Source organism: Rhizobium sp. 05N49 (assembly GCF_056396805.1).
This window is the reverse complement of sequence record NZ_JBFTME010000007.1, coordinates 132,378-156,596: the sequence shown is the minus strand read 5'-3', so window position 1 is coordinate 156,596 and position 24,219 is coordinate 132,378. Positions and strand designations below refer to the sequence as shown.

22 protein-coding genes are annotated in these 24,219 nt (G+C 60.1%); 13 read left to right on the top strand and 9 right to left on the bottom strand.

The window, feature by feature from the left end:
* The first annotated feature begins 75 nt into the window (after positions 1 to 75).
* The 4 genes from AC1DF8_RS16195 (at position 76) to AC1DF8_RS16180 (ending at position 4,983) form a co-directional block, all read left to right on the top strand.
* Positions 76 to 1,125, top strand: a complete 1,050-nt coding sequence (locus tag AC1DF8_RS16195; RefSeq protein WP_478154165.1) for a GGDEF domain-containing protein — start codon at positions 76 to 78, stop codon at positions 1,123 to 1,125.
* A gap of 93 nt (positions 1,126 to 1,218) precedes the next feature.
* Positions 1,219 to 3,105, top strand: a complete 1,887-nt coding sequence (locus AC1DF8_RS16190) for an ABC-F family ATP-binding cassette domain-containing protein (protein ID WP_478154164.1) — start codon at positions 1,219 to 1,221, stop codon at positions 3,103 to 3,105.
* A gap of 323 nt (positions 3,106 to 3,428) precedes the next feature.
* Positions 3,429 to 4,355: a Gfo/Idh/MocA family protein gene (locus AC1DF8_RS16185; RefSeq protein ID WP_112544705.1), complete on the top strand. Its 927-nt coding sequence runs from the start codon at positions 3,429 to 3,431 to the stop codon at positions 4,353 to 4,355.
* A 76-nt stretch (positions 4,356 to 4,431) separates the two neighbouring features.
* Positions 4,432 to 4,983, top strand: a complete 552-nt coding sequence (locus AC1DF8_RS16180) for a GrpB family protein (RefSeq protein ID WP_112968000.1) — start codon at positions 4,432 to 4,434, stop codon at positions 4,981 to 4,983.
* Between the two features lie 9 nt (positions 4,984 to 4,992).
* Here AC1DF8_RS16180 and AC1DF8_RS16175 read toward each other — a convergent pair whose 3' ends face one another.
* Both AC1DF8_RS16175 and AC1DF8_RS16170 read right to left on the bottom strand, forming a co-directional pair.
* Positions 4,993 to 5,442 (bottom strand): DNA polymerase III subunit chi, encoded by a 450-nt coding sequence (locus AC1DF8_RS16175; RefSeq protein WP_113013947.1) that lies wholly within the window; start codon positions 5,440 to 5,442, stop codon positions 4,993 to 4,995.
* On the bottom strand, positions 5,439 to 6,932 hold the full coding sequence (locus AC1DF8_RS16170) for a leucyl aminopeptidase (protein ID WP_478154163.1): 1,494 nt from the start codon (positions 6,930 to 6,932) through the stop codon (positions 5,439 to 5,441). The genes AC1DF8_RS16175 and AC1DF8_RS16170 overlap by 4 nt, the downstream gene beginning before the upstream one ends.
* A 140-nt stretch (positions 6,933 to 7,072) precedes the next feature.
* Between AC1DF8_RS16170 and AC1DF8_RS16165 the strand changes: the two genes are divergently transcribed.
* From AC1DF8_RS16165 to rsmA, 7 genes are all read left to right on the top strand, one after another.
* The gene (locus tag AC1DF8_RS16165) at positions 7,073 to 7,846 is read left to right on the top strand and encodes a phosphatase PAP2 family protein (RefSeq protein WP_183851041.1); all 774 of its coding nucleotides are present in this window, start codon (positions 7,073 to 7,075) and stop codon (positions 7,844 to 7,846) included.
* 99 nt (positions 7,847 to 7,945) lie between these two features.
* On the top strand, positions 7,946 to 9,127 hold the full coding sequence (locus AC1DF8_RS16160) for an LptF/LptG family permease (protein ID WP_029616522.1): 1,182 nt from the start codon (positions 7,946 to 7,948) through the stop codon (positions 9,125 to 9,127).
* On the top strand, positions 9,124 to 10,212 hold the full coding sequence (gene lptG / locus AC1DF8_RS16155; RefSeq protein ID WP_029616523.1) for an LPS export ABC transporter permease LptG: 1,089 nt from the start codon (positions 9,124 to 9,126) through the stop codon (positions 10,210 to 10,212). The genes AC1DF8_RS16160 and lptG overlap by 4 nt, the downstream gene beginning before the upstream one ends.
* A complete protein-coding gene (locus tag AC1DF8_RS16150; protein ID WP_478154162.1) occupies positions 10,212 to 12,566 on the top strand; it encodes an LPS-assembly protein LptD in 2,355 nt (784 codons plus the stop codon). Before lptG ends, AC1DF8_RS16150 begins: the two co-directional genes overlap by 1 nt.
* Before the next feature lie 187 nt (positions 12,567 to 12,753).
* On the top strand, positions 12,754 to 13,695 hold the full coding sequence (locus tag AC1DF8_RS16145) for a SurA N-terminal domain-containing protein (RefSeq protein ID WP_018115537.1): 942 nt from the start codon (positions 12,754 to 12,756) through the stop codon (positions 13,693 to 13,695).
* 6 nt (positions 13,696 to 13,701) lie between these two features.
* Positions 13,702 to 14,730, top strand: coding sequence for a 4-hydroxythreonine-4-phosphate dehydrogenase PdxA (pdxA, locus tag AC1DF8_RS16140; protein WP_478154161.1), 1,029 nt, complete (start codon positions 13,702 to 13,704; stop codon positions 14,728 to 14,730).
* Positions 14,730 to 15,557: a 16S rRNA (adenine(1518)-N(6)/adenine(1519)-N(6))-dimethyltransferase RsmA gene (rsmA, locus tag AC1DF8_RS16135; RefSeq protein ID WP_113146164.1), complete on the top strand. Its 828-nt coding sequence runs from the start codon at positions 14,730 to 14,732 to the stop codon at positions 15,555 to 15,557. Before pdxA ends, rsmA begins: the two co-directional genes overlap by 1 nt.
* Before the next feature lie 98 nt (positions 15,558 to 15,655).
* On the opposite strand, the gene gmk is transcribed toward rsmA, so the two are convergent.
* The 7 genes from gmk to fabD all read right to left on the bottom strand — a co-directional run bounded on the left by gmk (position 15,656) and on the right by fabD (position 22,152).
* Positions 15,656 to 16,318, bottom strand: coding sequence for a guanylate kinase (gmk, locus tag AC1DF8_RS16130; RefSeq protein ID WP_112967993.1), 663 nt, complete (start codon positions 16,316 to 16,318; stop codon positions 15,656 to 15,658).
* A 3-nt stretch (positions 16,319 to 16,321) separates the two neighbouring features.
* Positions 16,322 to 17,209, bottom strand: a complete 888-nt coding sequence (locus AC1DF8_RS16125; protein ID WP_112544715.1) for a YicC/YloC family endoribonuclease — start codon at positions 17,207 to 17,209, stop codon at positions 16,322 to 16,324.
* 16 nt (positions 17,210 to 17,225) lie between these two features.
* Positions 17,226 to 18,446, bottom strand: a complete 1,221-nt coding sequence (mltG, locus tag AC1DF8_RS16120) for an endolytic transglycosylase MltG (protein ID WP_018115542.1) — start codon at positions 18,444 to 18,446, stop codon at positions 17,226 to 17,228.
* Between the two features lie 116 nt (positions 18,447 to 18,562).
* Positions 18,563 to 19,825, bottom strand: coding sequence for a beta-ketoacyl-ACP synthase II (gene fabF / locus AC1DF8_RS16115; protein ID WP_478154160.1), 1,263 nt, complete (start codon positions 19,823 to 19,825; stop codon positions 18,563 to 18,565).
* 93 nt (positions 19,826 to 19,918) lie between these two features.
* Positions 19,919 to 20,155: an acyl carrier protein gene (locus AC1DF8_RS16110; protein WP_003547058.1), complete on the bottom strand. Its 237-nt coding sequence runs from the start codon at positions 20,153 to 20,155 to the stop codon at positions 19,919 to 19,921.
* A 285-nt stretch (positions 20,156 to 20,440) separates the two neighbouring features.
* On the bottom strand, positions 20,441 to 21,178 hold the full coding sequence (gene fabG, locus AC1DF8_RS16105) for a 3-oxoacyl-[acyl-carrier-protein] reductase (RefSeq protein WP_018115544.1): 738 nt from the start codon (positions 21,176 to 21,178) through the stop codon (positions 20,441 to 20,443).
* A 29-nt stretch (positions 21,179 to 21,207) separates the two neighbouring features.
* The gene (gene fabD / locus AC1DF8_RS16100; protein WP_113013935.1) at positions 21,208 to 22,152 is read right to left on the bottom strand and encodes an ACP S-malonyltransferase; all 945 of its coding nucleotides are present in this window, start codon (positions 22,150 to 22,152) and stop codon (positions 21,208 to 21,210) included.
* A gap of 208 nt (positions 22,153 to 22,360) precedes the next feature.
* Between fabD and AC1DF8_RS16095 the strand changes: the two genes are divergently transcribed.
* Positions 22,361 to 23,404 carry an aldo/keto reductase gene (locus tag AC1DF8_RS16095; protein ID WP_478154159.1) on the top strand — a complete coding sequence of 348 codons (1,044 nt, stop codon included), beginning with the start codon at positions 22,361 to 22,363 and terminating at the stop codon, positions 23,402 to 23,404.
* Positions 23,405 to 23,755: 351 nt separating this feature from the next.
* On the top strand, positions 23,756 to 24,214 hold the full coding sequence (rpsF, locus tag AC1DF8_RS16090; RefSeq protein ID WP_029616526.1) for a 30S ribosomal protein S6: 459 nt from the start codon (positions 23,756 to 23,758) through the stop codon (positions 24,212 to 24,214).
* Positions 24,215 to 24,219: the final 5 nt, after the last annotated feature.

Below are 24,219 nucleotides of genomic sequence, written 5' to 3'. Positions count from 1 at the left end.
CTTAAAAGCTTGCCCTCATAGCGGAAGCAGATGAGCCGGTGGCCCAAGCGAACCGATGGCAATGAGGGGATCGTCATGCCGACTGCCGCAAATGCATTGAATGCGCGCGAGGCTGCCCGGCCGACGCCGGCTGCCGATATCCAGAAGGTCGCTCAGCACATGATGCGGCTCAACGTGGCGGGCCTGCCGCGCAATTACGAATTGTTCCACGAAGCGCTTGTCGGCCTGAATGCCGGCCTGGCGCAGGATATCGCAGCCCTCGGTTCACACCCACAGCAGGAAGCACTGGACGAACTCGGCCTGCGCTACCGGCTCGTCGGCCATTACGGGCTGGCGGGCGACCGCTCGCGCAACGAAGCGAGCCGCATGCTGAAGGAAACGGCCGAGCGGCTGGCCGAGGGACGCCTGCATCACCAGGCCTTCGCACGCGCCTGCGAGACCATCCTCAAATCCGTCTCGGGCCAGCAGGAGCACCAGAGCCTTTCCGACTTCATGGCCGAGGTCGAGTATCTCGCCGCCTCGCTTTCAGCCGTGCTTGCCGCGGAGCGCGCGATCGGCACGAAGCTGGAAGAGGACATTGAACGGCTGACGGCGCTGGAGCGCGGCATTTCGGCGGTGCAGGCGGCAACGGTGACCGACAAGATCACCGGCCTGCCGAACCGTATCGGCCTCAATCGTGCACTCGACGACCTCTATGGTCAGGAAGAGGGTGCGGCCGGCAGCGCGCTGATCATGATCGACATCGACGACTTCAAGGAGCTGACCGCCCGTTACGGCATGCAGACCGGCAACAAGCTTCTGAAAAAGCTTGCCGGCCTCTTCCGCAAGACGGTGAAGAAGAACGATTTCATTGCGCGCCTGGAGGCTGACGAATTCGCCGTCCTCTTTGCCAATGTCGGCATGCAGGATGCGCTGGCTATCGCCGAACGGCTGCGCAGTTCGGTCGAAGACAATCTTGTCTTCGCGGCGTCGGACACTTCAGATGCGAGCGGTTTGACGATTTCGGTCGGCGTGGCGCTCAGCGGCGATGCCGCAACGCCCGGCCAGCTTCAAGCCAACGCCCGCGTGGCGCTGCTCGCCGCCCAGTCCAATCCGCGTCAGCCGGTGCAGGCCTTCGGCCGGTAAGGCGTTCGACCAGACGCCATTCATGGCAGACAGTGGCGAACACGCCGCTGATCCATCTTGCCTTGGCGGCAGCTTTCGGCCAAAACCGCGCGCATGATCACGATTTCAGACATTTCCGCCCGCATCGCCGGCCGTTTGCTCCTCGACCATGCCAGCGTCTCGCTGCCATCAGGCACGAAGGCCGGGCTCGTGGGGCGTAACGGCGCCGGCAAATCCACCCTCTTCCGCGTCATATCAGGTGATCTGGGAGCCGAGAGCGGGACAATATCGATCCCCAAGAATGCGCGCATGGGCCAAGTGAAGCAGGAAGCGCCGGGCACTGAGGATTCGCTGATCACGATCGTGCTTTCTGCCGACAAGGAGCGCGCTGCGCTGCTGGCCGAGGCGGAAACCGCAACCGATCCGCATCGTATCGCCGAAATCCAGATGCGCCTCGTCGATATCGACGCCCATTCGGCGGAAGCGCGCGCCGCCAGCATCCTCTCGGGCCTCGGCTTCGATCAGGAAGCGCAGGCCCGGCCCGCATCCTCCTTCTCGGGCGGCTGGCGCATGCGCGTGGCGCTCGCCTCCGTGCTCTTTACCGAGCCGGACCTGCTGCTGCTCGACGAGCCGACCAACTACCTCGACCTCGAAGGCACGATGTGGCTGGAGGATTATATCCGCCGCTATCCGCACACGGTCATCATCATCAGCCACGATCGCGATCTGCTCAACAATGCGGTCAATTCGATCGTTCATCTCGATCAGAAGAAGCTCACCTTCTATCGCGGCAATTACGACCAGTTCGAGCGGCAGAAAGCGGAAGCCGACGAACTGCAGATGAAGGCCAAGGCGAAGAACGATGCGGCGCGCAAGCATCTGCAGAGCTTCATCGACCGCTTCAAGGCCAAAGCCTCCAAAGCCAAGCAGGCCCAATCGCGCGTCAAGGCGCTGGAGCGCATGGGCACGGTCGCGTCGGTGATCGAGGATCACATTCAGCCGATCAGCTTCCCGGAGCCGGAAAAACAGCCAGCCTCGCCGATCGTCGCAATCAGCGGCGGCGCCGTCGGCTACGAGCCAGGCAAGCCGATCCTCAAGGGGCTCAATCTGCGCATCGACAATGACGACCGCATCGCGCTGCTCGGCTCGAACGGCAACGGCAAATCGACCTTCGCGAAATTCATTTCGGGGCGGCTGGCTCCCGAAAGCGGCGATCTGCGCCTGGCACCTAGCCTGAAGATCGGTTTCTTCGCGCAGCATCAGCTCGACGATCTCGTGCCGAATGAGACGCCCGTCGAGCATGTGCGCCGGCTGATGCCGACCGAGCCGGAAGCCAAGGTGCGTTCCCGGGTGGCACAGATGGGGCTTGCGACCGAAAAGATGGCGACCGCCGCCAAAGACCTCTCGGGTGGCGAAAAGGCACGCCTGCTGATGGGGCTTGCCGCCTTTCATGCACCGAACCTCTTGATCCTTGACGAGCCGACCAACCATCTCGACATCGACAGCCGCCGCGCGCTGATCGAGGCGCTGAACGATTATGACGGTGCCGTTATCCTGATTTCGCACGACCGGCACCTGATCGAAGCGACGGTCGATCGCCTGTGGCTGGTCAACAATGGTACGGTGACGAGCTTCGAAGGCGATATGGATGAATATCGCGACCTGATCGTCGCTTCCGGCAAAAAAAAAGACGACGAAAAGCTGAAGCAGTCTGAAGACCAGGCATCGAAGGCCGATCAGCGCAAGCTGAATGCCGACAAGCGCGCCTCGCTCGCCCCTCTCAAGAAAAAGATCAACGAAATCGAATCCTTGACGGGCAAGCTGGAGAAACTGATTCAGGCACTTGATGCGGAACTTGCGGATCCAGCGCTCTATGAAAAGGCGCCCGCCAAGGCCGCCGACAAGGCCAAGCAGCGGGGCGAAGCAGCCGCCAAGCTTGCTGCTGCCGAAGAGCAATGGCTGGAGCTCTCCGCTGAATATGAAGGAGCCATGGCGAGCTGAAGCGCTGCCGGAGATTCACTGGCTGTCAGCACTCATTCCTGGCGGCCTTCCAGAGTGCGCCCAGCTGCGAAGTCTGCGTCACGGCCGTTCTTTTAAGGGAAGGACCAGGCGCGCTCGGATGAGGTTTTGGACCCCGAAAGTCCATAAATGTCTCGAGATACCCGACTGCGACACAAGAACCATCGCGCCCGTCAAGGGCTGGACAATTCCCCAAAAATCGCGTCGTCTGTTGTTAAAGACCAGGCTTGCCCGCGAACCGCTTTCTGATAAAACGGCGCGCAATAAGTCATACTTTTAGCGAAACACCGAACGCGAGCTTTACAATGTCAGCCATCAACCTCGCCATCGTCGGCGTCGGCAAGATCGTCCGCGACCAGCACCTCCCCTCCATCGCCGCCAATGCCGACTTCAAGCTGGTGGCGACGGCGAGCCGCCATGGCACGGTCGACGGCGTCACCGCCTATACCTCGATCGACGACATGCTGGCGGCCGAACCGTCGATCGATGCCGTTTCGCTCTGCATGCCGCCGCAGTATCGCTATGAAGCGGCCTACAAGGCGCTCGCTGCCGGCAAACACGTTTTTCTGGAAAAGCCGCCGGGCGCGACACTGAGCGAAGTGGAAGACCTGGAAGACCTCGCGAACAAGCAGGGTGCAACACTGTTTGCGAGCTGGCATTCTCGCTATGCAGCCGCCGTCGAAGCCGCCAAATCGTTCCTCGCCTCGACCGAGATGAAGAGCATGCACGTCATCTGGAAGGAAGACGTGCGCCATTGGCACCCGAACCAGGAATGGATCTGGCAGGCCGGCGGCCTCGGCGTTTTCGATCCCGGCATCAATGCACTGTCGATCGTCACGCATATCCTGCCGAAGGCGATGTTCCTCAGCGGAGGCACGCTGGAATTCCCTGAGAATCGCGACTCGCCGATTGCGGCCGATCTGCATTTCCGCAATGTCGACTACGTTCCGGTCCACGCCGAATTCGACTGGCGCCAGACCGGCAAGCAGAGCTGGGACATCATCGCCGAAACGGCTGCAGGCCAGATGGTTCTTTCGGAAGGCGGCTCGAAGCTCTCAGTCGGCGGCGAGCTGAAGTTCTCGGCCCCGGAGGCCGAATATCCGTCGCTCTATCGCCGCTTTGCCGAACTCATCAAGGCCGGCAAGTCGGATGTCGATCTGGCGCCCCTGCGCCATGTCGCCGACGCCTTCATGCTCGGCAAGCGCAAATTCGTCGAGGCGTTCCACGACTGATCGTCCCTCTACGGGCAGATGCTATTGCGCCGGCAGAATGGTACAATAGCGGCAGCGAGGCGTGAGGGGCCGTTCCATGCAACAGGAGCAGGATGAATCGTTTGGTTTGGGCGTCCGGCATCTGACGGTCAGGCTTGCCGACGCCAATGCGAGGTGGCGGGAAGCCTATCTGCTGGAAGAACTTAGAATCCGCGAGGCGCTGGGCCCCCTGGCGCTCGACATCCAGCATTTCGGCAGCACCGCCATCCCCGGCATCAAGGCGAAGCCGATCATCGACATCCTCATCGGCGTCCGCCGTCTCGACGATGGACTTGACTGCGTCAAGCCGATGGAAGCGATCGGCTATGACTATGCCGGTGCAGACATCGTGGCCGACGACCATCTCTTCGGCCGCGGCATTACGGGCGAGACGCGCACGCATCTCGCCCATGTCGTCGAATATCAGGGCTTCAACTGGCGGCGGGACATCTTCTTCCGCGACAGGCTGCGAAACGATCCCGCTCTCGCGCTTGCCTATGAAGAACTGAAGATCGGCTTGGCGCAGAAATTTGCCGAAAGCCGCGCTGCCTACACCGGTGCCAAGAAGGATTTCATCGACAAGATCCTGGCGGAAGCGGGACTCGCCTGACGACTGGCGTCAGGCCTTCTTCTCCCACCGTCTCTCTGGCGTCTGCTGCCAATAGGTCAGGTTGTGCCCCTCGCCTTTAAGCTTCTTCCATTGGGCGCGCGCGCCCTCGAGCTGCTCCTGATCGTAACCGTCGAACATGAAGACGATCCGCTCATAATCCGCAGCGGGCGGCGGTTCTGCACCGTCGACGATGAAGCGGACGGTGGCGGCATTCGGATTGCCAGCCGAGACGGTCAGGAGAACGGGCTGATCTGCGGCGAAATCTCCTCCGTCGGTGCCATGCGGCAGGAAACTATCCTCCCGATAGGTCCACAGATGCTGATCCAGCGCATCACGCCGCGCAGTCTCTTTCATCTGAACGGCGACCCGCCAGCCGCGCTCGACACTCTTGTCGAGCAGCGGCGGAAGCGCGTCTTCCAGCTTCGATTCGGTGAGGTGATAGAAGAGGATTTCCGTCATCGTGTTTCGTAGTTCGAGCGGACCAGTTCATCAAGCAGGCGTACGCCGAAACCCGAACCCCAGGACTGGTTGATCTCGTCCTGTACCGATCCCATCGCCGTGCCGGCGATATCAAGATGCGCCCAGGGCGTATCCTGCACGAAGCGCTTGAGGAAATGCGCGGCGGTGATGGAGCCGGCAAGGCGGCCGCCGGTATTCTTCATGTCGGCGAACTTGCTGTCGATCATCTTGTCATATTCCTTGCCGAGCGGCATGCGCCACAGCTTCTCGTTCGTCACGAGGCCGGCGGTCGTCAGTTGCGCCGACAGGGGATCGTCGTTTGAGAAGAGACCGGCATGGCTATTGCCGAGCGCGACCATGATCGCGCCTGTCAGTGTTGCAAGATTGATCATGAACTGTGGCTTGAAGCGGTCGTTGCAATACCAGAGCGCATCGCAGAGCACGAGGCGGCCTTCCGCATCGGTGTTGATGATCTCGATCGTCTGGCCCGACATGGAAGTGACGATGTCGCCCGGACGCTGGGCGTTGCCATCGGGCATGTTTTCCACAAGACCGATAATGCCGACGGCATTGACCGGCGCCTTGCGGGAGGCGAGCGTGTGCATGAGGCCGGTGACGGCAGCCGCACCACCCATATCGCCCTTCATGTCTTCCATGTTGGCGGCCGGCTTGATCGAGATGCCGCCGGTATCGAAGACGACGCCCTTGCCGATGAAGGCGATCGGCCGATCCTTGCCCTTACTGCCCTTCCACTGCATGACCGCGAGGCGCGGCGGACGGACGGAACCCTGGGCAACGCCCAGCAGCGCCCCCATGCCGAGACGGCGCATTTCGCGCTCGGTGAGAATTTCCACCTCAACGCCCAGCTTCTCCAGCTCCTTGGCCTTGGCGGCAAACTCCACCGGACCGAGCACATTCGGCGGTTCGTTGACCAGGTCGCGGGCGAGGTTCACGCCATCCGCGACCGATTCGGCATCGGCGAAGGCTTTCTTGGCGGCAGCGGCATCGGCCGTGACGATCGTCACTTTGACCGACTTCGCCTGCTTCTCTTCGTCGTCATTCTTCTTCGTCTTGTAGATATCGAAACTGTAGGCGCGCAGCAGCATGCCGAGAGCGAAATCGGCCGCGGCCTTGGCGCTGACGTCCGCACCCGGCGCATCGATGAAGATCGTCACCTTCTCGGTATTCTTGATCCGAGATGCAGCACTGCCACCGGCTTTCAGCCAGTCGTGGACGGTGAGGTCTGCGGGCTTGCCGACGCCCAGTACGACGATACGGTCGACAGGCGCGCCTTCCGGCGCCACAAGATCGAGGGCAGCCAGCGACTTTGCCGAGAAGCGTGCAATCTTCGACGCCTTGGCGATCACTCCCGCCGGATCGGCAATGTCGGCCCCAGCCGCCGTGTCTGCCTCTGATGTCTTCAGAAGAATCGCGAGGCCGCCGCCGAGTTTTGCCGATTTTGAGAATGAAATTTCGAATTTTGCAGACATGTCTTCTCCGATGGGATTCATGAAATCCGTGCCAGGGGATAATTTCGCGTTTGACGGGTCTGTCAATGGCCGGCGACAGTTGTTATGTTCCGCGCGGCCGCCAGGCCAAAAGGTTTTCGTCATTTTCGTAGATGTTTGCGTTGACAGTTTTTTCGAAAAATCGATGGCGGGGTCCGGCAATCCGCCTGCCGAAAACGGCATTCGGGGTCTTTATCCTGCTTTTCTGGGTCTGGTGGCTGCTATTGGCCCTGTTCCGCGCCTTTCCCGGGATCGATATTTATTTTTCCCAGCTTTTTTTCGTGCAGGTGGCGTGTAGCGCGTCAGCCCCGGCCACCGAGATCTGTGGCTCCTTCCCCTATCGGAGCGAAGCGATCCTCGGCCTGCTGCGCACGCTGTTCTTCTATGTTCCCTATGTAGTGACCGCGGTGATGCTGTGGAAACTGGCGGAGTGTTATCAACAGCATGGCGCGACGTTCAATGCGCCGCGCGCCCGCGATCTGAAGGTGGCGCTTGGTACGCTGCTGATCGGTCCCGTTCTTCTCGTTAATGTGATCCTCAAGGAACACTGGGGTCGGCCGCGGCCGGTCCAGACGGATTTTTTCGGCGGTACTCTGCATTTCGCCGAAGCCGGTTCATTGGCCGGCAAATGCGTTTCGAACTGCTCGTTCATATCCGGAGAGGCCGCGAGCGCGGGCTGGCTGTTCTGCCTGCTCATCTTCGTTCCGAAGTCGGTGCGTTATGCGCTTGTGGCCCCTGTTGCTGCCGTTTCCATCCTGACCCCCGCGATGCGGCTCTCCTTCGGCGCACATTATCTATCCGACGTCGTGCTGGGATGGCTGTCTTCGGTCGTCATATTCGCGGCGCTGATGGCAATTGCTGAGTCGCCACGGCAACAAAAAAATTCTGAAATTTGAATGAATTTTTGACACTGACTTGTCGCAAAACCGAGACAAACAGCGTAGAGGGAATCTCCTGCTGATCATATCGACCTGCAGGCGCGTTCAAGGGCGAGCATGAAACTACTCGAGACATATATATTACGGCGTGTCGGCCAGATGTTTCTCGTGGCTCTTCTCCCGGTGCTCGCGATCATCTGGACCACCCAGGTCCTGCAGCGCATCAACCTGGTGACCGACAGCGGCCAGTCGATCGGCTCCTTCGCCACGCTTGCGACGCTGATCCTGCCGTCCATCATTCCCGTCGTGCTGCCCTTCGCGCTCGTCATCGGCATTACCCAGACGCTGACGACGATGAACAACGATTCCGAACTGACCGTGATCGATGCCGCCGGCGCCCGGCGCAGCATCCTGGCGCGGCCGATCCTGCTGCTCGCGCTCCTCATCAGCGTTTTCTCGTTCTTCGTCGACAATGTCGTCGAGCCGCGTGCGAAGACGGTCGTGCGGCAGATGATCGCCGCCACCTATGCCGATCTTCTGTCGTCCGTGATTGAGGAGAAGACCTTCCGCAAGATCGACGAAGGCCTTTACGTGCAGATCTCGCAGCGGCTTGCCGGCCGTACGCTCAAGGGCCTCTTCGTCGCAGACGAGCGCGACCCGAATTATGAGCTCATCTACTATGCGCGCGAAGGCGCCGTGGATGATGTCGGCACGTCGCTGATCATGCATGATGGCGAAGTCCATCGCAAAACGGCCGATGGAAACGTCTCCGTCATCAAGTTCGATTCCTATTCCTTCGATCTTTCGGACATGACGGAAAATAACGGACAGGCGACGCTTCGCGCGAGCGACCGCGACCTCGGCTTCCTGCTCAATCCCGATCCGAAGGACCCCGATTACATCGCCAAGCCCGGCAGCTATGCCGCCGAACTGCATCGGCGCCTGACCGACTGGATGCTTCCCTTTGTTTTCGCGCTTTTCTCGCTTGTCATAGCCGGGGATGCGCGATCACATCGCGAAGCGCGAATGCATCCGATGATCGGCGCACTGGGGCTCGCATTCGCATTGCGCTGGGCAGCATTTTACGTTGCCAACCAGATCGACAAGAGCGCGATCTATATCCCGATCCTCTATGCGATCCCGATCGTGACGAGCCTGGTTTCGATTATTTTCCTGAATATGCACAAGCGGCTCGCGATGCCGCTTGCCGTCAGAAATCGTACCTCGACACTCTGGAAGCGCGCGCAGAAGCAGATGCTTACCGCGACAAGCCGGACCGGCGGAGGCGCTTCGCAATGATATTCGGGACATTGTCGCGGTATTTCTTCCGCCGGTACGTGGTAACCACGATGTGGTTCCTGATCGGCATGAGCGCCATCACCTTTCTGCTCGACTTCAGCGAGACGGCAAGCCGCATCTCCAATTTCCCCGGCTACACGCTGGGCGGCGCTGTGCTGCTCACCGCCGTCCGCCTGCCATTGATCCTGCAACAGACCATTCCCTTCGTGGCGCTGTTCGTCGGCATCACCGTGCTGATCGGCCTAAATCGGAAATATGAACTCGTCGTCACACGTGCGGCCGGCATTTCGGTCTGGCAGTTCATGCTGCCTTTTATCGCCGGATCCCTGATTCTCGGCGTGCTGACGGTGGTGGCGCTCAATCCGCTCGCCGCCTGGGGCCAGAGGCAGGCGACACAATTCGAAACGGCATGGCGCGGTCAGGACAATGCCATGATCAGGGCGCTCCAGGTTCCCTGGCTGCGCCAGATCAGCGGCCGGGACGATGTCATCATCGGCGCCAAGACGGTGCTGGAGAACGGCACGCTGCTTATGGACGCCGTGCTTGTCCACTTCGATTCCACCGGTCAGGTCATTCTGAGGCAGGACGCCGCATCCGCCAAATTGGAAGATGGTTACTGGCAGCTTAACAACGTTGTCGAACGCAAGCCTGGGGAAATCCCGGTGCGTAAGGCTTCGGAACAGCTTCGTACCAATCTGAAGCAAGACTTCATCAAGGAGCGGCTGACTGCGCCGGAAACAATTGGTTTTTTTGACCTTTCCAACCGTATCGCTGCTGCAAAATCCTTCGGAATCTCTACGAAGGCGCTCGAGACTCAATTCAACTCGTTGCTGTCGCAGCCACTGCTCTTGGTGGCCATGACTCTCATTGCTGCAACAGTGTCCCTGAAATTTAGCCGGTTCAACCAGTCACGCTCTGTGATTCTGGGTGGAATCCTTTCAGGCTTCATGCTTTATGTCGTCACCGTGCTTGTAAAGGCATTTGGAAGCAGCGGTGTCGTGCCGCCGTTTGTGGCGACTTGGATACCAGTGATCGTAGCGCTCGCTTTAGGCGCAACGATCCTGCTTCATCAGGAGGATGGCTAGTGGCGGTAGGCGACCGCAAGAATTTTAGTAAACAGTTGGTTGCCCTGCTCTTAGGTGCGACTCTGTGTTCCTATTTCGAAAATGCTCCACTGGCCTACGGCCAGGAGAACAATACCGGCATGCCTGCGATCGGCCAGAATATCTCGCCGGACGCGAAGCTGATGCTGTCTGCGAACGAGCTGGTCTATAATAAGGACCAGGAACTCGTCTCCGTGATCGGCGGCGTGCAGATCAATTACGGCGGCTACAAGCTGGTCGCCCAGAAGGTCGACTATAACCAGAAGACCGGCCGCATGATGGCCACCGGCAACATCGAGATGGTGACGCCGGACGGCAACCGAATCTATGCCGACCACCTCGATGTGACCGACAATTTCGCAGACGGCTTCATGAATGCGCTGCGAATCGAGACAAGCGACAATACCCGCCTCGTTGCCGAAACCGGCCAGCGCGTCGGCGGCACGCAGATGATTCTCAACAAAGGCGTCTATACGGCGTGCTTGCCCTGCGCCGAAAAGCCCGAGCGTGCCCCTTTCTGGCAGGTCAAGGCCGAACGCGTTATCCAGAACAGTGAGAAGCACACGATCCGGCTTGAGCACGCGCGCTTCCAGCTGCTTGGTCGTTCGCTCGCCTATCTGCCGTGGATCGAAGTCCCCGATAATACGGTAAAGCGCAAATCGGGTTTCCTGTTCCCGTCGATGAGCGTTTCGCAGAATCTCGGCTACGGTCTTTCTGTTCCCTATTACTACGTCATCTCGCCGAGTTCGGATTTCACCGTCACGGGCACCGGGTACACCTCCCAGGGCTTGATGCTCGAGGGCGAATATCGCCGCCGCTTTGAAAATGGCACGGTGACGATGCACGTTGCCGGCATCGATCAGATGAACCCAAGCAATTTCAGCGAAGGTACAAGCGATGCCGAAGCCAAACAGCGCGGCATGGTCGCATCGGCGGGACGTTTCAGGATCAATCCCCGCTGGAGCTTCGGCTGGGATGTTATGGTGCAGAGCGACAACAACTTCTCGCGCACCTACAAGATTGACGGCTATGATGACACGCCGCATGCCAACACCGTCTTTCTGACGGGTCTCGGCAAGCGGAATTATTTCGACCTGCGCGCCTTCTATTTCGACGTCCAGGACGCCGATCGCAACAACACCGCGGAAAAGCAGCAGGCGATCGTCTATCCGACGCTCGATTATCACTATGTGGCACCACAGCCGCTTGCAGGCGGTGAGCTTTCCGCCGATGTCAATCTGACCAATATTTCGCGCACTCACGACGACTTTTACAATGTCGCAGGTTTCGACCGCTTCCGCGGCCTCGAGGGTCAGACGACCCGCCTAAGCACGGAACTGCAGTGGAAGCGCACCTTCGTGACCTCGACAGGCCTGGTGATCACACCGCTGCTTGCAGCGCGTGGCGATGCTTTTGCGCTCAACATGGAAAGCCCCGTCGACGCCAACGGCATTCCGTATGCTGGCAATTATCTCAACGATAGTGCAGCGACGCGCGGAATGATCACCGCCGGGCTGGAAATGCGCTATCCGATCCTGTTCACGACCAGCAACAGCACGCATGTTCTTGAGCCGATCGCCCAGGTCTATGCGCGACCCGATGAGCCGCTCGCAGGCCGGCTGCCGAACGAAGACGCGCAGAGCTTCGTCTTCGACGCAACGAACCTTTTTGATCGCGACAGATTCTCCGGCTATGACCGGATCGAGGGCGGAACCCGAGCAAATCTGGGTTTCCAGTACACCGGTACCTTCGACAGCGGATACAAGCTACGTGGCATCTTCGGCCAATCCTACCAGCTCGCCGGTCAGAACTCGTTTGCGACCGATGACCTCGTGAATGTCGGCGCCGATTCTGGCCTTGAGACCGACCGTTCCGACTATGTGGGACTTGGCGGCATTGAAATGCCTTTCGGCCTGTCGATGGCAGCATCCTACCGTTTGGACGAAAAGGATTTCTCCTTCAATCGCGGCGATCTGATCACGGCCTATCAGAACGATACCTTCTCAGGCCAGGTCACCTATACGCACGTGAGCGCCCAGCCAGCATACGGCTTTGCTGACGACCAAGACGAGATTCAGGCGAGCAGCAGGATCAAGTTCAAGGATTACTGGTCGATCTTCGGCGGCATTGCCTGGGATCTGAATAACGACGTCGTTACGAGACGTACGCTCGGCATCTCCTATGAGGACGAGTGCACGATCTTCACCATCGCCTATACGGATGCCCGCGATACCGCGGATCAGACAGCAAGCGACTGGACGATCGCCGCACGCCTGACGTTCCGCACGCTCGGCGATATCCGCCTGGGAACGGGTGACGCTGCGAATAACCTCTGACGACATGTGGGCGGCCGGAAATATCCGGCCGGGCCATTCTTTCGCCGTAAGCCTGTGCAGGACATTGCGACCAATCGTTATGTGAGGCATAGGGTGTCGCGGAGCAAGAGAAGCGATTTCCGGTCGTCTCAGTGTATGGTAAGAACGCCGCGCGCTGGATCGTGCGGCGCTATCGGGAGGTCAACAGATGATTGACGCGAAGAAAACCGTAACCACGCTTATTGCAGGCGCAGCCTTCATGCTTGCTGCCTTCAGCGGCCCTGTCTTCGCCGCCAGCGAAGTCAAGGCGGTGGTAAACGGTACCGCCATTACCAGCGGCGATGTCGCAAAGCGACAGGCCTTCATGCGCCTGCAGCGCTTGAAACCCGATGCCAAGGCTGCGGAAGAACAGCTTGTCGACGAGGCGCTGAAGCGGCAGGAAATCTCTCGCGTGCGCATGTCCGTCTCGCAGGACGACGTCAACGCCTCCTTCGCTCGTTTCGCTGCCAGCAACAAGCTTTCCGTCGAGCAGATGGGGCAGATCCTCGACCGTGCCGGCGTCGGGGTCGATCACTTCAAGAACTTCATTGCCGTACAGATGAGCTGGCCGCGTATCGTCAATGCCCGCTACGGCTCCAGCGCACGTATCTCGAATTACGATCTCGTCAACCGCCTGATGCAGAACAACAAGCAGAAGCCGGTGACGACGGAATACATGCTGCAGCAGGTCATCTTCGTGGTCCCGCCAGCCAAGCGAAATGCGATTACGGCCAAGCGCAAGGGCGAGGCTGAGGCATCGCGTTCCAAATATCCGGGCTGCGATCAGGCCAAGACTTTCGCTGCGACCATGCGGGACGTTTCGGTCCGCGATCTCGGCCGCATGCTGGCTCCGGAAATTCCGGCGGAGTGGAAGGACCTCGTCGCACAGACCAAGGGCAACACGACGGCAACGCGCGTGACTGAAAAGGGCGTGGAATATCTGGCAATCTGCAGCCAGCGCCAGGTTTCGGACGACCAGGCCGCAGAAATGGTGTTCCGTCAGGAAGACCTCGACAAGGCCAAGTCGGACAAGTCCGCAGCGCCGGAAAACGAAAACAGCACCAAATATCTGGATGAACTGCGCAAGCACGCGCAGATCATCTATCGCTGATTTTCCATGGCGACACCATTTTCGCGACCGCTTGCGTTGACGCAGGGCGACCCGGCTGGCGTGGGGCCTGATGTCACCCTCATGGCCTGGCTTCGCAGACGCGAGCTCGGGTTGCCGCCATTCTTTCTGATTGGCGATTCCGATGTGCTTGCCGTGCGGGCACGACAACTCGGCCTTGATATTCCCTTGCGCAGCGTCGGCAACGCCGCGGAAAGTCTTGCTCTCTTTGCGGAAGCGCTACCTGTCCTGCCGATGCCGGCCGGCGTCGATGTTGCGGCAGGAGAGCCGCATGTCGCGACGGCGAAAGGTACGATCGCCTCGATCGAGACGGCTGTGGCACTCGTCATGCAGGGCGAGGCGCTTGCGGTCGTCACCAATCCGATCGCCAAGTCGGTGCTCTACGAAGCAGGATTCAAATTTCCGGGCCATACGGAATTCCTTGCCGACCTTGCCATGCGTGCAACCGGTCAGTCGATCACGCCTGTCATGATGCTTGCGGGGCCGAAACTGCGCGCCATTCCTGTTACCATCCACATTCCGCTCAAGGATGTGCCGCAGGCATTGACTCTCGGCCTGATCGTCGAAACCTGCCGGATCGCAGATAAGGACCTGAAGCAGCGGTTCGGGATCACCTCTCCGCGCCTCGCCATCGCTGGACTTAATCCGCATGCGGGCGAAGGCGGCGCCATCGGCAAGGAGGATGAGACCATCATTCATCCGGCAGTGCAGATCCTGCGCGATGAGGGCATCGATGCTATCGGCCCTCTCCCCGCCGATACGATGTTCCATGACGAAGCGCGCGCACGTTATGACGTTGCCGTCTGCATGTACCACGATCAGGCGCTGATTCCCGCCAAGGCGCTCGGCTTCGACGATTCCGTCAATGTGACGCTCGGCCTTCCTTTCGTACGCACCTCCCCCGACCACGGTACCGCCTTCGGGATTGCCGGCAAGGGGCTGGCGCGCGAGGCGAGCCTTGTTGCCGCGCTCAAGCTCGGCGCGCAGCTCGGCCGCACGGCGGAAAGCCATCGTTAATGGCTGCACTCGACGGTCTGCCGCCGCTTCGCGAGGTTATCCAGCGCCACGGCCTCGACGCGCGCAAGGCGCTCGGGCAGAACTTCCTGCTCGATCTCAACCTGACGCAGAAGGTAGCCCGAACGGCCGGCATGCTTGAAGATGCGACCGTCTTTGAAGTCGGACCTGGGCCTGGCGGATTGACGCGGGCGATCCTCGCGCTTGGCGCGAAGAAGGTCATCGCGGTCGAGCGCGATGCGCGCTGCCTGCCGGCGCTGGCCGAGATCGCCGATCATTATCCCGGGCGGCTGGAGGTCATAGAAGGCGATGCGCTGAAGACCGATTTCGAGGCACTGGCGCCTGAAGGTCCCGTCAAGATCATCGCCAACCTGCCCTATAATGTCGGCACCCAGCTTTTGGTGAACTGGCTGCTGCCGAAGGCATGGCCGCCCTTCTGGCAATCGCTGACACTGATGTTCCAGAAAGAAGTCGGCGAGCGGATTGTCGCCTCCGAGGACGACGATCACTATGGCCGCCTCGGCGTGCTCGCGGGATGGCGCACAAACTCCCGCATGGCATTCGATATTCCGCCACAGGCTTTCACGCCGCCGCCGAAAGTCACCTCGACAGTCGTGCACCTGACACCCAACGAGAACCCGATCCCCTGCTCCGTTACCAATCTGGAAAAGGTAACGCAGGCAGCCTTCGGCCAGCGCCGCAAGATGCTGCGCCAGAGCCTGAAGCCCATCGGCGGCGAAAGCCTGCTTGTCAAAGCCGGTATCGATCCGGCCAGGCGGGCGGAGACGCTATCAGTGGAAGAATTCTGCCGGCTGGCGAACAGCCTTTAGAGCGTTTCTGTTTTTCTTCGAATCACGGAGATGCTCTATCGCCTTGTTTTCACGCGATTCCCGACGCAAAACCGCTGCGCAGTTTTACTGGAATTGCTTTAGAGAACCGGCGTTTCCTCTAGCAACTCGCGGACGAAGTCAAACATGCCATGACGGCGGTCGCGGCGCAGGCGCTCGGCCTTGACGATTGACTGCACGGCATCGAATGCAGCGTTCAGGTCATCATTGACGATGACGTAATCGTATTCACGCCAGTGGGCGATCTCGGCACGGGAATTTGCCAGGCGCGTCTGGATGACCTCCTCGGAATCCTCGGCGCGGCGATGCAGGCGCGACTGCAGCTCGGTCATGGTCGGCGGCAGCACGAAGATCGAGACCACGTCGGCCTGCATCTTCTGCTGCAGCTGCTGAGCGCCCTGCCAGTCGATATCGAACAGCATGTCGCGGCCTTCGGACATGGCCTGTTCCACTGGCTCGCGAGGCGTGCCGTAGAAATTGCCGTGAACCTCGGCCCATTCGAGCAGAGAATCGGAATCGCGCAGTCGCTCGAATTCCCGAACGGTCTTGAAATGATAGTGGATGCCTTCCACTTCGCTGGGCCGGCGCTGACGTGTCGTGACGCTGACGGAAAGGCCGATCTGCTTGTCCGTTTCCAAAAGCGTCCGCGCGATGGTGGATTTACCGGCACCCGAGGGCGACGAGATAACCAACATCAGACCGCGACGGGCGATCTGGATGGACGAGATTTTCGCCGGGCTCATGTCCTACTCCAAATTCTGGACCTGCTCGCGGAACTGATCGATCACCACCTTCAGCTCGATCCCGGCTGCGGTGACGGCCGATGCGTTCGACTTCGAGCATATCGTATTCGATTCTCGGTTAAATTCCTGTGCAAGGAAATCGAGCTTTCGGCCAACCGGGCCACCTTTTGTCACGAGATCGCGGGCGGCGGCGACATGGGCCTTCAGTCGGTCGATCTCTTCGCGTAGATCCGCCTTCGTCGCGAGCAGTGCCGCTTCGGCATGCAGGCGGTCACGGTCGAGAGCGCCGGTTCCTTCCATGAGGAGTGCCACCTGCGCGGAGAGCCTTGCCGCGATCTCCTGCGGCGAGCGCGAAGGATCGGCCTCGATCGTGCTTGTCAGCGCCTCGACCGTCGCGACGTGGCCAAGAAGCACGCGCGCCAGCGCCGCTCCCTCCTGCTCACGCATGCTCCTGAGATCGGAAAGCGCAGCCTTCAGTCCCGACATGATATCGGCATCGCGGACAGCGACCGTCTCTTCGCTGTCTTGCGTCTCGCGGAAATCGACGAGGCCTCGGATGGAAAGCAGCGTATCAAGCCTCAAAGGCGCCGGATCGATAAGACCTTCGAGCTTGTCGCGCATCGCGAGAACGGCAGCGAATGCATCCTGATTGAGCACGGCTTCAAGCTGGCTTTCGCCCGAGGTCAGCGCCAGCGAGGCCTGCAGGTTGCCGCGGCTGAAATTCTCGCCGGCAATGCGGCGAACATCGGTTTCCAGGCGCTCCAGACCGGGCGGAAGCCGCAATCTGACGTCGAGGCCCTTGCCGTTGACCGAGCGCAATTCCCATGCCCAGCGCCAGCGGCCAGTCGTTCCCTCGCGCCGCGCGAAACCGGTCATGGACTGCAATGCCATCAAAGGCCTCCCGATATCAGTTGATCTTCTTTTTCTTCGGCGGAACTGCGGATGTATTGTCCGCCGGCTGGTCTTCCGGTTGCCCGTCGACGGCAATTTCGGGATCGGCGCCCTTGTCGGCTTCGAGCTTGCGCCAGCGCTTGACGTTGGCATTGTGCTCTTCGAGCGTTGCCGCGAAGACGTGGCCGCCGGAGCCATCGGCGACGAAATAGAGGTCCTGCGTCTTCCAGGGATTGGCGACAGCTTCCAGCGCATCCTTGCCGGGATTGGCAATCGGCGTCGGCGGCAGGCCCTTGATGACGTAGGTGTTGAAGGGGGTCTCTTTCTTCAGGTCCGACTGATAGATCGGCCGGTCGGAGGGTTTGCCCCCGCCACCGAAGAGACCATAGATGATGGTCGGATCGGACTGCAGCCGCATTCCCTTGCCAAGACGGTTGAGGAACACGGAGGCGACATGTGCGCGCTCATCCGGCACTCCCGTCTCCTTCTCGACGATGGAGGCGAGCGTGACGAACTCTTCCTTGCTCTTCAGGAGCAACGAAGGATCGCGCCGTTCCCAGATCTGATCGACAAGCTTCTGCTGGGCTGCAGCCATCTGGTCGATGATTTCGGAGCGCTTGGTGCCGCGCGAGAACTTGTAAGTGTCAGGCCGCAGGCTGCCTTCCGCCGGCAGGGCAGCCGGCAGGTCGCCTTCGAGGACCGCATCATCAAGCATGCGGTCGAACATCTGTCGCACCGTCAGGCCTTCCGGGAAGGAGACGGAATAGAGGATGGACTTACCGGATTTCAGGAGCTCCATGATCTCGTTCATGGACGCATGCGCCTTGATCTCATATTCGCCGGCCTTGAGGCTCTCGCCATCAGTAAGGTGCGTGGCCGTCAGATAGCGGAAGACCCGGGCATCCGAAATGATCAGGTTGCGCTCAAGGTTTGTAGCGATTTCCGCGAGGCCTGCCCCATTGCGGACGATGAAGTTGGTGTTCGTCTGCAGCGGGCCGGGGTTCTGATACGCGGTGATGGCGTAGTAGAAGCCGATGAGACCGGCAATGCAGACGACCACGGCCATGGTCATTACGAAATTCAGGAAGAGGATGACCTGACTGCGAGCATTCCTGGAGCGCTTCGGCGGCTCGGGGACACGTTCCGGGCGCAGGGCTTCGCTCGGCGATTTCGGGATGATCGGTCCCTTCTGCGCCGGCTGGCCGTTGTCGCTGCTCTGGTTGGTCGTATCGCTCACCGGCAATCCTCTAAAACTTGGCCCCGCTTCGCTATTTCGCGAAGTAATGCGGCAAAAACAGGTTCTGCCGCGCTTCCTGACGCCGTTTGACGTTCGCCCGTGTCGTGAACCGTCTGTTACGCGACGTAGCGGCGCAGCACGAGCGATGCATTCGTGCCGCCGAATCCGAACGAGTTGGATAGCGCCACGTTAATTTCTCGCTCACGAGCCTTGTGCGGAACGAGGTCGATTGCGGTTTCCCGCTCAGGATTGTCGAGGTTGAGCGTCGGAGGGGCGACATTATCCCGAATTGCGAGGGTCGTGAAGATCGCCTCGATGGCGCCGGCAGCACCGAGCAGGTGGCCGGTCGCAGATTTGGTCGACGACATCGAGATCTTCGAGGCCGCATTGCCGACGAGGCGCTCGACGGCGCCGAGCTCGATCGTATCGGCCATGGTCGAAGTGCCGTGGGCGTTGATGTAGTCGACATCGGCAGGCGTCAGGCCCGCGCGTTTCAGCGCCATGGTCATGCAGCGGAACGCGCCATCGCCGTCTTCAGACGGAGCGGTGATGTGGAAGGCATCGCCGGAAAGGCCGTAACCAACCACTTCTGCATAGATCTTGGCGCCGCGTGCCAACGCATGGTCCAGCTCTTCGAGAACGACAATGCCGGCGCCCTCGCCCATGACGAAACCGTCGCGATCCCTGTCATAGGGGCGCGACGCTTTCTGCGGGTCGTCATTGTGCTGCGTCGACAGCGCCTTGCAGGCAGCAAAGCCGGCAAGCGAAATGCGGCTGACCGGGGATTCCGTGCCACCGGCAACCATGACATCGGCATCGCCGAGCGCAATGAGACGAGCAGCATCGCCAATGGCGTGCGCACCGGTGGAGCAGGCAGTAACAACCGAATGGTTCGGGCCGCGCAGCTTATGGCGAATGGAGACCTGGCCCGAAACAAGGTTGATCAGCCGGCCGGGAATGAAGAAAGGAGAGATACGGCGCGGGCCCTTGTCGCGCAGCGTATAGCCGGCTTCGACAATACCCTCGATGCCGCCGATGCCAGAGCCGATCAGCACGCCGGTGGCGATCTGGTCCTCATCGGTTTCCGGATGCCAGTTGGCATCCTTGAGCGCCATGTCGGCGGCAGCCATGCCGTAGATGATGAAAGGGTCTACCTTGCGCTGTTCCTTCGGCTCCATCCAATCGTCGGCATTGAACGTACCGTCAGAACCATCGCCGACGGGAATGCGGCAAGCAATCTTGGCAGGGAGATCCTCGACTTCGAATTCGGACACGAGACGGGCGCCGTTTGCCCCCGCAAGCAGGCGGGACCAGGTAACTTCCGTTCCGCATCCCAAGGGCGATACCATGCCGGTACCAGTAATGACGACCCTTCTCATCGACTGCTTTCCCCCGTCTGTTATGTTTTATGGAGAAACATGCTCAAAAGAAAAGGGCGGACTCTTGGCCCGCCCTTTCTCGAATGCACAGTATCAGGCCTGAGCCTTTTCAATAAACTTCACGGCATCGCCAACGGTCAGGATCGAGTCAGCGGCATCATCGGGGATTTCAACGCCGAATTCTTCTTCGAAAGCCATGACCAGTTCGACCGTGTCGAGCGAGTCGGCGCCCAGATCGTCGATAAAGCTGGCGCTCTCGACGACCTTGTCGGCATCGACGCCAAGATGATCAATAACAATTTTCTTTACGCGTTCTGCGATATCGCTCATGTCGGTTTCCTCGACCTTATGTCCTGATCGGAATGTCCTTCTGACACCCCTACCCTGTTTCAGCCTGCGATGCGTTCAGACATCCTCGGCAAACTCGTTTACCCGGCTTTAGAGAAGTCCCAGGCTTGCGAAAAGCCCGCCGGTCCGTCTGCTTTTTCGGGACGACTGTTGACAGTCATGGCCCGCTTAACATGCTTTAAGTCTGCCGCAAAGCCAGAAAATCAACCGTTCGTGATTGCTCAACACGCTATTGGCTTAAATCGGCGACTGCGGCAGCTAATCGTTTCAGATCATGGCCATGCCGCCGTTCACATGCAGCGTCTGACCCGTCATATAGGCGGCCTCAGCAGACGCGAGATAGGCGACGGCCGAGGCCACTTCGGCGCCGGTTCCCATGCGCTTCATGGGGATCGCACCCATGATCGCTTCCTTCTGCTTGTCGTTCAGCTTGCCGGTCATGGCGCTTTCGATGAAGCCCGGGGCGACACAGTTGACCGTCACGTTGCGCGTGGCGATTTCCTGCGCCAGCGATTTCGTGAAGCCGATCATACCGGCCTTGGAGGCGCAGTAGTTCGCCTGTCCCGGATTGCCGGTGACGCCGACGACGGAGGTGATGTTGATGATGCGGCCATAACGGCGGCGCATCATCGGATGGGTGAGTTCGCGCGTCAGGCGGAAGGTCGCCGTCAGGTTCACTTCGAGAACAGCATCCCAGTCCTCATCGCTCATGCGAACGAAGAGACCGTCCTTGGTGATGCCGGCATTATTGACGAGGATATCGACGCCTTCGAGATCGGCTTCCGCCTTCTGGCCGAGAGCCTTGACTTCGTCGCGATCCGAAAGGTTCGCCGGGAAGATCTTTACGCGATCGCCGAGTTCGTTTGCGAGAGCCTCGAGCTTTTCGACGCGAGTTCCGTGCAGGCCGACGATGGCGCCCTGCTTGTGAAGAAGGCGGGCGATTTCTTCGCCAATGCCGCCCGATGCGCCGGTGACGAGAGCCTTGCGGCCGGAAAGATCGAACATGGGAACGTTCCTTATATAAAGTGGGGCAATCAGGCCGTGAGTGCGGCAACGGCAGCGTCGATATCGGCTGGGCCGTTGACCGAGACGCCATTGATAGTCTTGTCGATGCGGCGTGCAAGACCAGTCAGCACTTTGCCGGCACCGAGTTCATAGAGCGTGGTAACGCCGTTTGCGGCAAACCATTCCACCGTTTCGCGCCAGCGAACCTGTCCAGTGACCTGCTCGACGAGAAGGGCTGCGATCTCCTCGGCATCCGTAACAGGTGCTGCGCGAACATTTGCGATAAGGGGCACGACCGGATTGGCCTTCTTCACGCCGGCGAGCGCCTCGCGCATGGCATCTGCGGCAGGTGCCATCAGTTTCGAATGGAAGGGAGCGGAGACCGGCAGCAGAATGGCCCGCTTGGCGCCCTTGTCGGTTGCAAGGCCAGCGGCCTTTTCGACGGCCGACTTCTCGCCCGATATGACGAGCTGGCCGCCGCCGTTGTCGTTGGCAATCTGACAGGAGCCGATCGCTGCAGCCTCCTCGCAGACGGCCTGCACGTCGGCATGTTCGAGGCCGATGATGGCGGCCATGGCGCCGACGCCGACAGGCACGGCAGCCTGCATGGCATTGCCGCGGATGCGCAGAAGACGGGCCGTATCTGCTATCGAGAAGGTGCCGGCGGCACAGAGGGCGGAATATTCGCCAAGAGAATGGCCGGCGACATAGGCGACCTTGGCCTTCAGATCGAGACCCCTGGCCTCGAGAACGCGGATAACGGCCAGGGAGACGGCCATCAGCGCCGGCTGGGCGTTTGCCGTCAGCGTCAGCTTATCCTCGGGACCGTTGAACATGGTGTCGGAAAGCTTTTCACCGAGCGCTTCATCGACCTCTTCGAAAACGGCGCGGGCTTCAGCAAAATTCTCGGCGAGATCCTTGCCCATGCCAACGGCCTGGCTGCCCTGGCCGGGAAAAGTGAAAGCAATGGTCATTTTTCAATCCCTCGATAGTGCCCGTCGGGCCATTTCGCCTCCAATTGACATTCTTTCTTTGAGAGTCAAGTGGCGGCAGTTTCTCTCCAAAGCCTTTCGCCCCAGCGGAAACGCTCGGTTTTTTCTCTTGCGCTTCGGCAAATCCGTCCTAGATTTGCGCGGCTCTTCCCACGCCTTTCCCTTTTTCAGACCACGCCCAGGGTTTCCGATGAAATATAATAAATTAGGCCGCACCGATATTTCCGTTTCCGAGATTTGCCTTGGCACCATGACCTGGGGCACGCAGAACAGCGAGGCAGAAGCCCACGAGCAGATGGACTACGCTGTCCAGGAAGGCATCAATTTCTTCGATACCGCCGAGCTTTATCCGACCACGCCTGTTTCGGCCGAAACACAGGGCCGCACGGAGGAGTATATCGGCAGCTGGTTCGAACGGACCGGCAAGCGCAAGGATATCGTTCTTGCCACCAAGGTTGCCGGTACCGGCCGCTCCTACCTGCGCAACGGCGAAGGCGCCGACGCCAAGAATATCCGCCTCGCGCTCGAGGCCAGCCTGAAGCGGCTGAAGACGGACTATGTCGACCTCTACCAGATCCACTGGCCGAACCGCGGCCATTTCCATTTCCGCCAGAGCTGGCACTACGATCCCTTCGGGCAGGATCGCGCCAAGGCCGTCGCCAACATGACCGATATTTTGCAGACGGTGGGCGAACTGGTGAAGGAGGGCAAGATCCGCGCCTTCGGCCTGTCCAACGAGACGACCTGGGGCATCCAGAAATATGTGAGCCTCTCCGAGCAGATGAACCTGCCGCGCGTCGCCAGCACCCAGAACGAATACAATCTTCTCTACCGGCATTTCGATCTCGACCTCGCGGAACTCTCCCATCACGAAGATGTCGGCCTCCTCGCCTATTCGCCGCTTGCCGCCGGCATTCTGAGTGGGAAATACATCAATGGCGAGAAGCCTGCGGGCACGCGCGCCGCGATCAACGGTGATCTCGGCGGCCGCCTGCAGCCGCTGCAGGAAGCGCCGACGAAGGCCTATCTCGATATCGCGGCTCGGCATGGGCTCGATCCGTCGCAGATGGCACTCGCCTTCTGCCTGACCCGTCGCTTCATGACCTCGGTCATCATCGGCGCAACCACGATGGCACAGCTGAAGACGGATATCGGATCCGTCGGCGTGAAGCTCAGCGGCGAAGTGTTGGCGGAGATCGAGAAGGTTCACCGGCAGTATCCGATGCCGCTCTGAGGGGGGCGGTATCCCCGACGTTTTGAGGGCGCGAGCAATCGCGCTCTTTTCTCATTCCGGCTGGCGGTGGCCGCTTTTCGTAGTTTATTGCCCGCTTCCCTTGCCTTTCGCGCAAAAATCCGTATAAGCGCCCCTGTTCGTTAACCCGGTCTTCTGGCTGGTGGCTGAACGGAGGGCCGGTTTGCTTCTTGCGAGCCGTTCGGAACGGAAGCGTTCCAGCCTCCCGTGTCTCCGCTCTCGACCGTCTCGGAAACGCTTTTCTTGCTTGGCGCTATCGCCTCTCAGGAGCAGTCGTTGAGGCTTAGCCGCCGAATGCCGGGTTCTGATCAACGCAAGAAAGGCAAAGCTGTCATGGCTCTTTATGAACATGTATTCCTTGCCCGACAGGATATTTCCACGCAGCAGGTTGATGCCCTCGTAGAACAGTACAAGGGTGTTATCGAAGCTAACGGTGGTAAAGTCGGGCGTATCGAAAACTGGGGCCTCAAGTCCCTCACCTACCGCATCAAGAAGAACCGTAAGGCTCACTATGCCCTGATGGACATTGATGCACCGGCAGCTGCGATCCAGGAAATGGAACGCCAGATGCGCATCAGCGAAGACGTTCTTCGCTACATGACCATCGCTGTTGAAAAGCACGAAGACGGCCCGTCTGCCATGATGCAGAAGCGCGACCGCGACGACCGTGGCCCGCGTGAAGGCGGCGACCGTGGCCCGCGCCGCGAATTCGGCGATCGTCCGCCGCGCCGTGACGGCGACTTCCAGCGTGGCCCGCGTCCTGATCGCGCTCCCCGCGAAGACCGTGCATAAGGAGA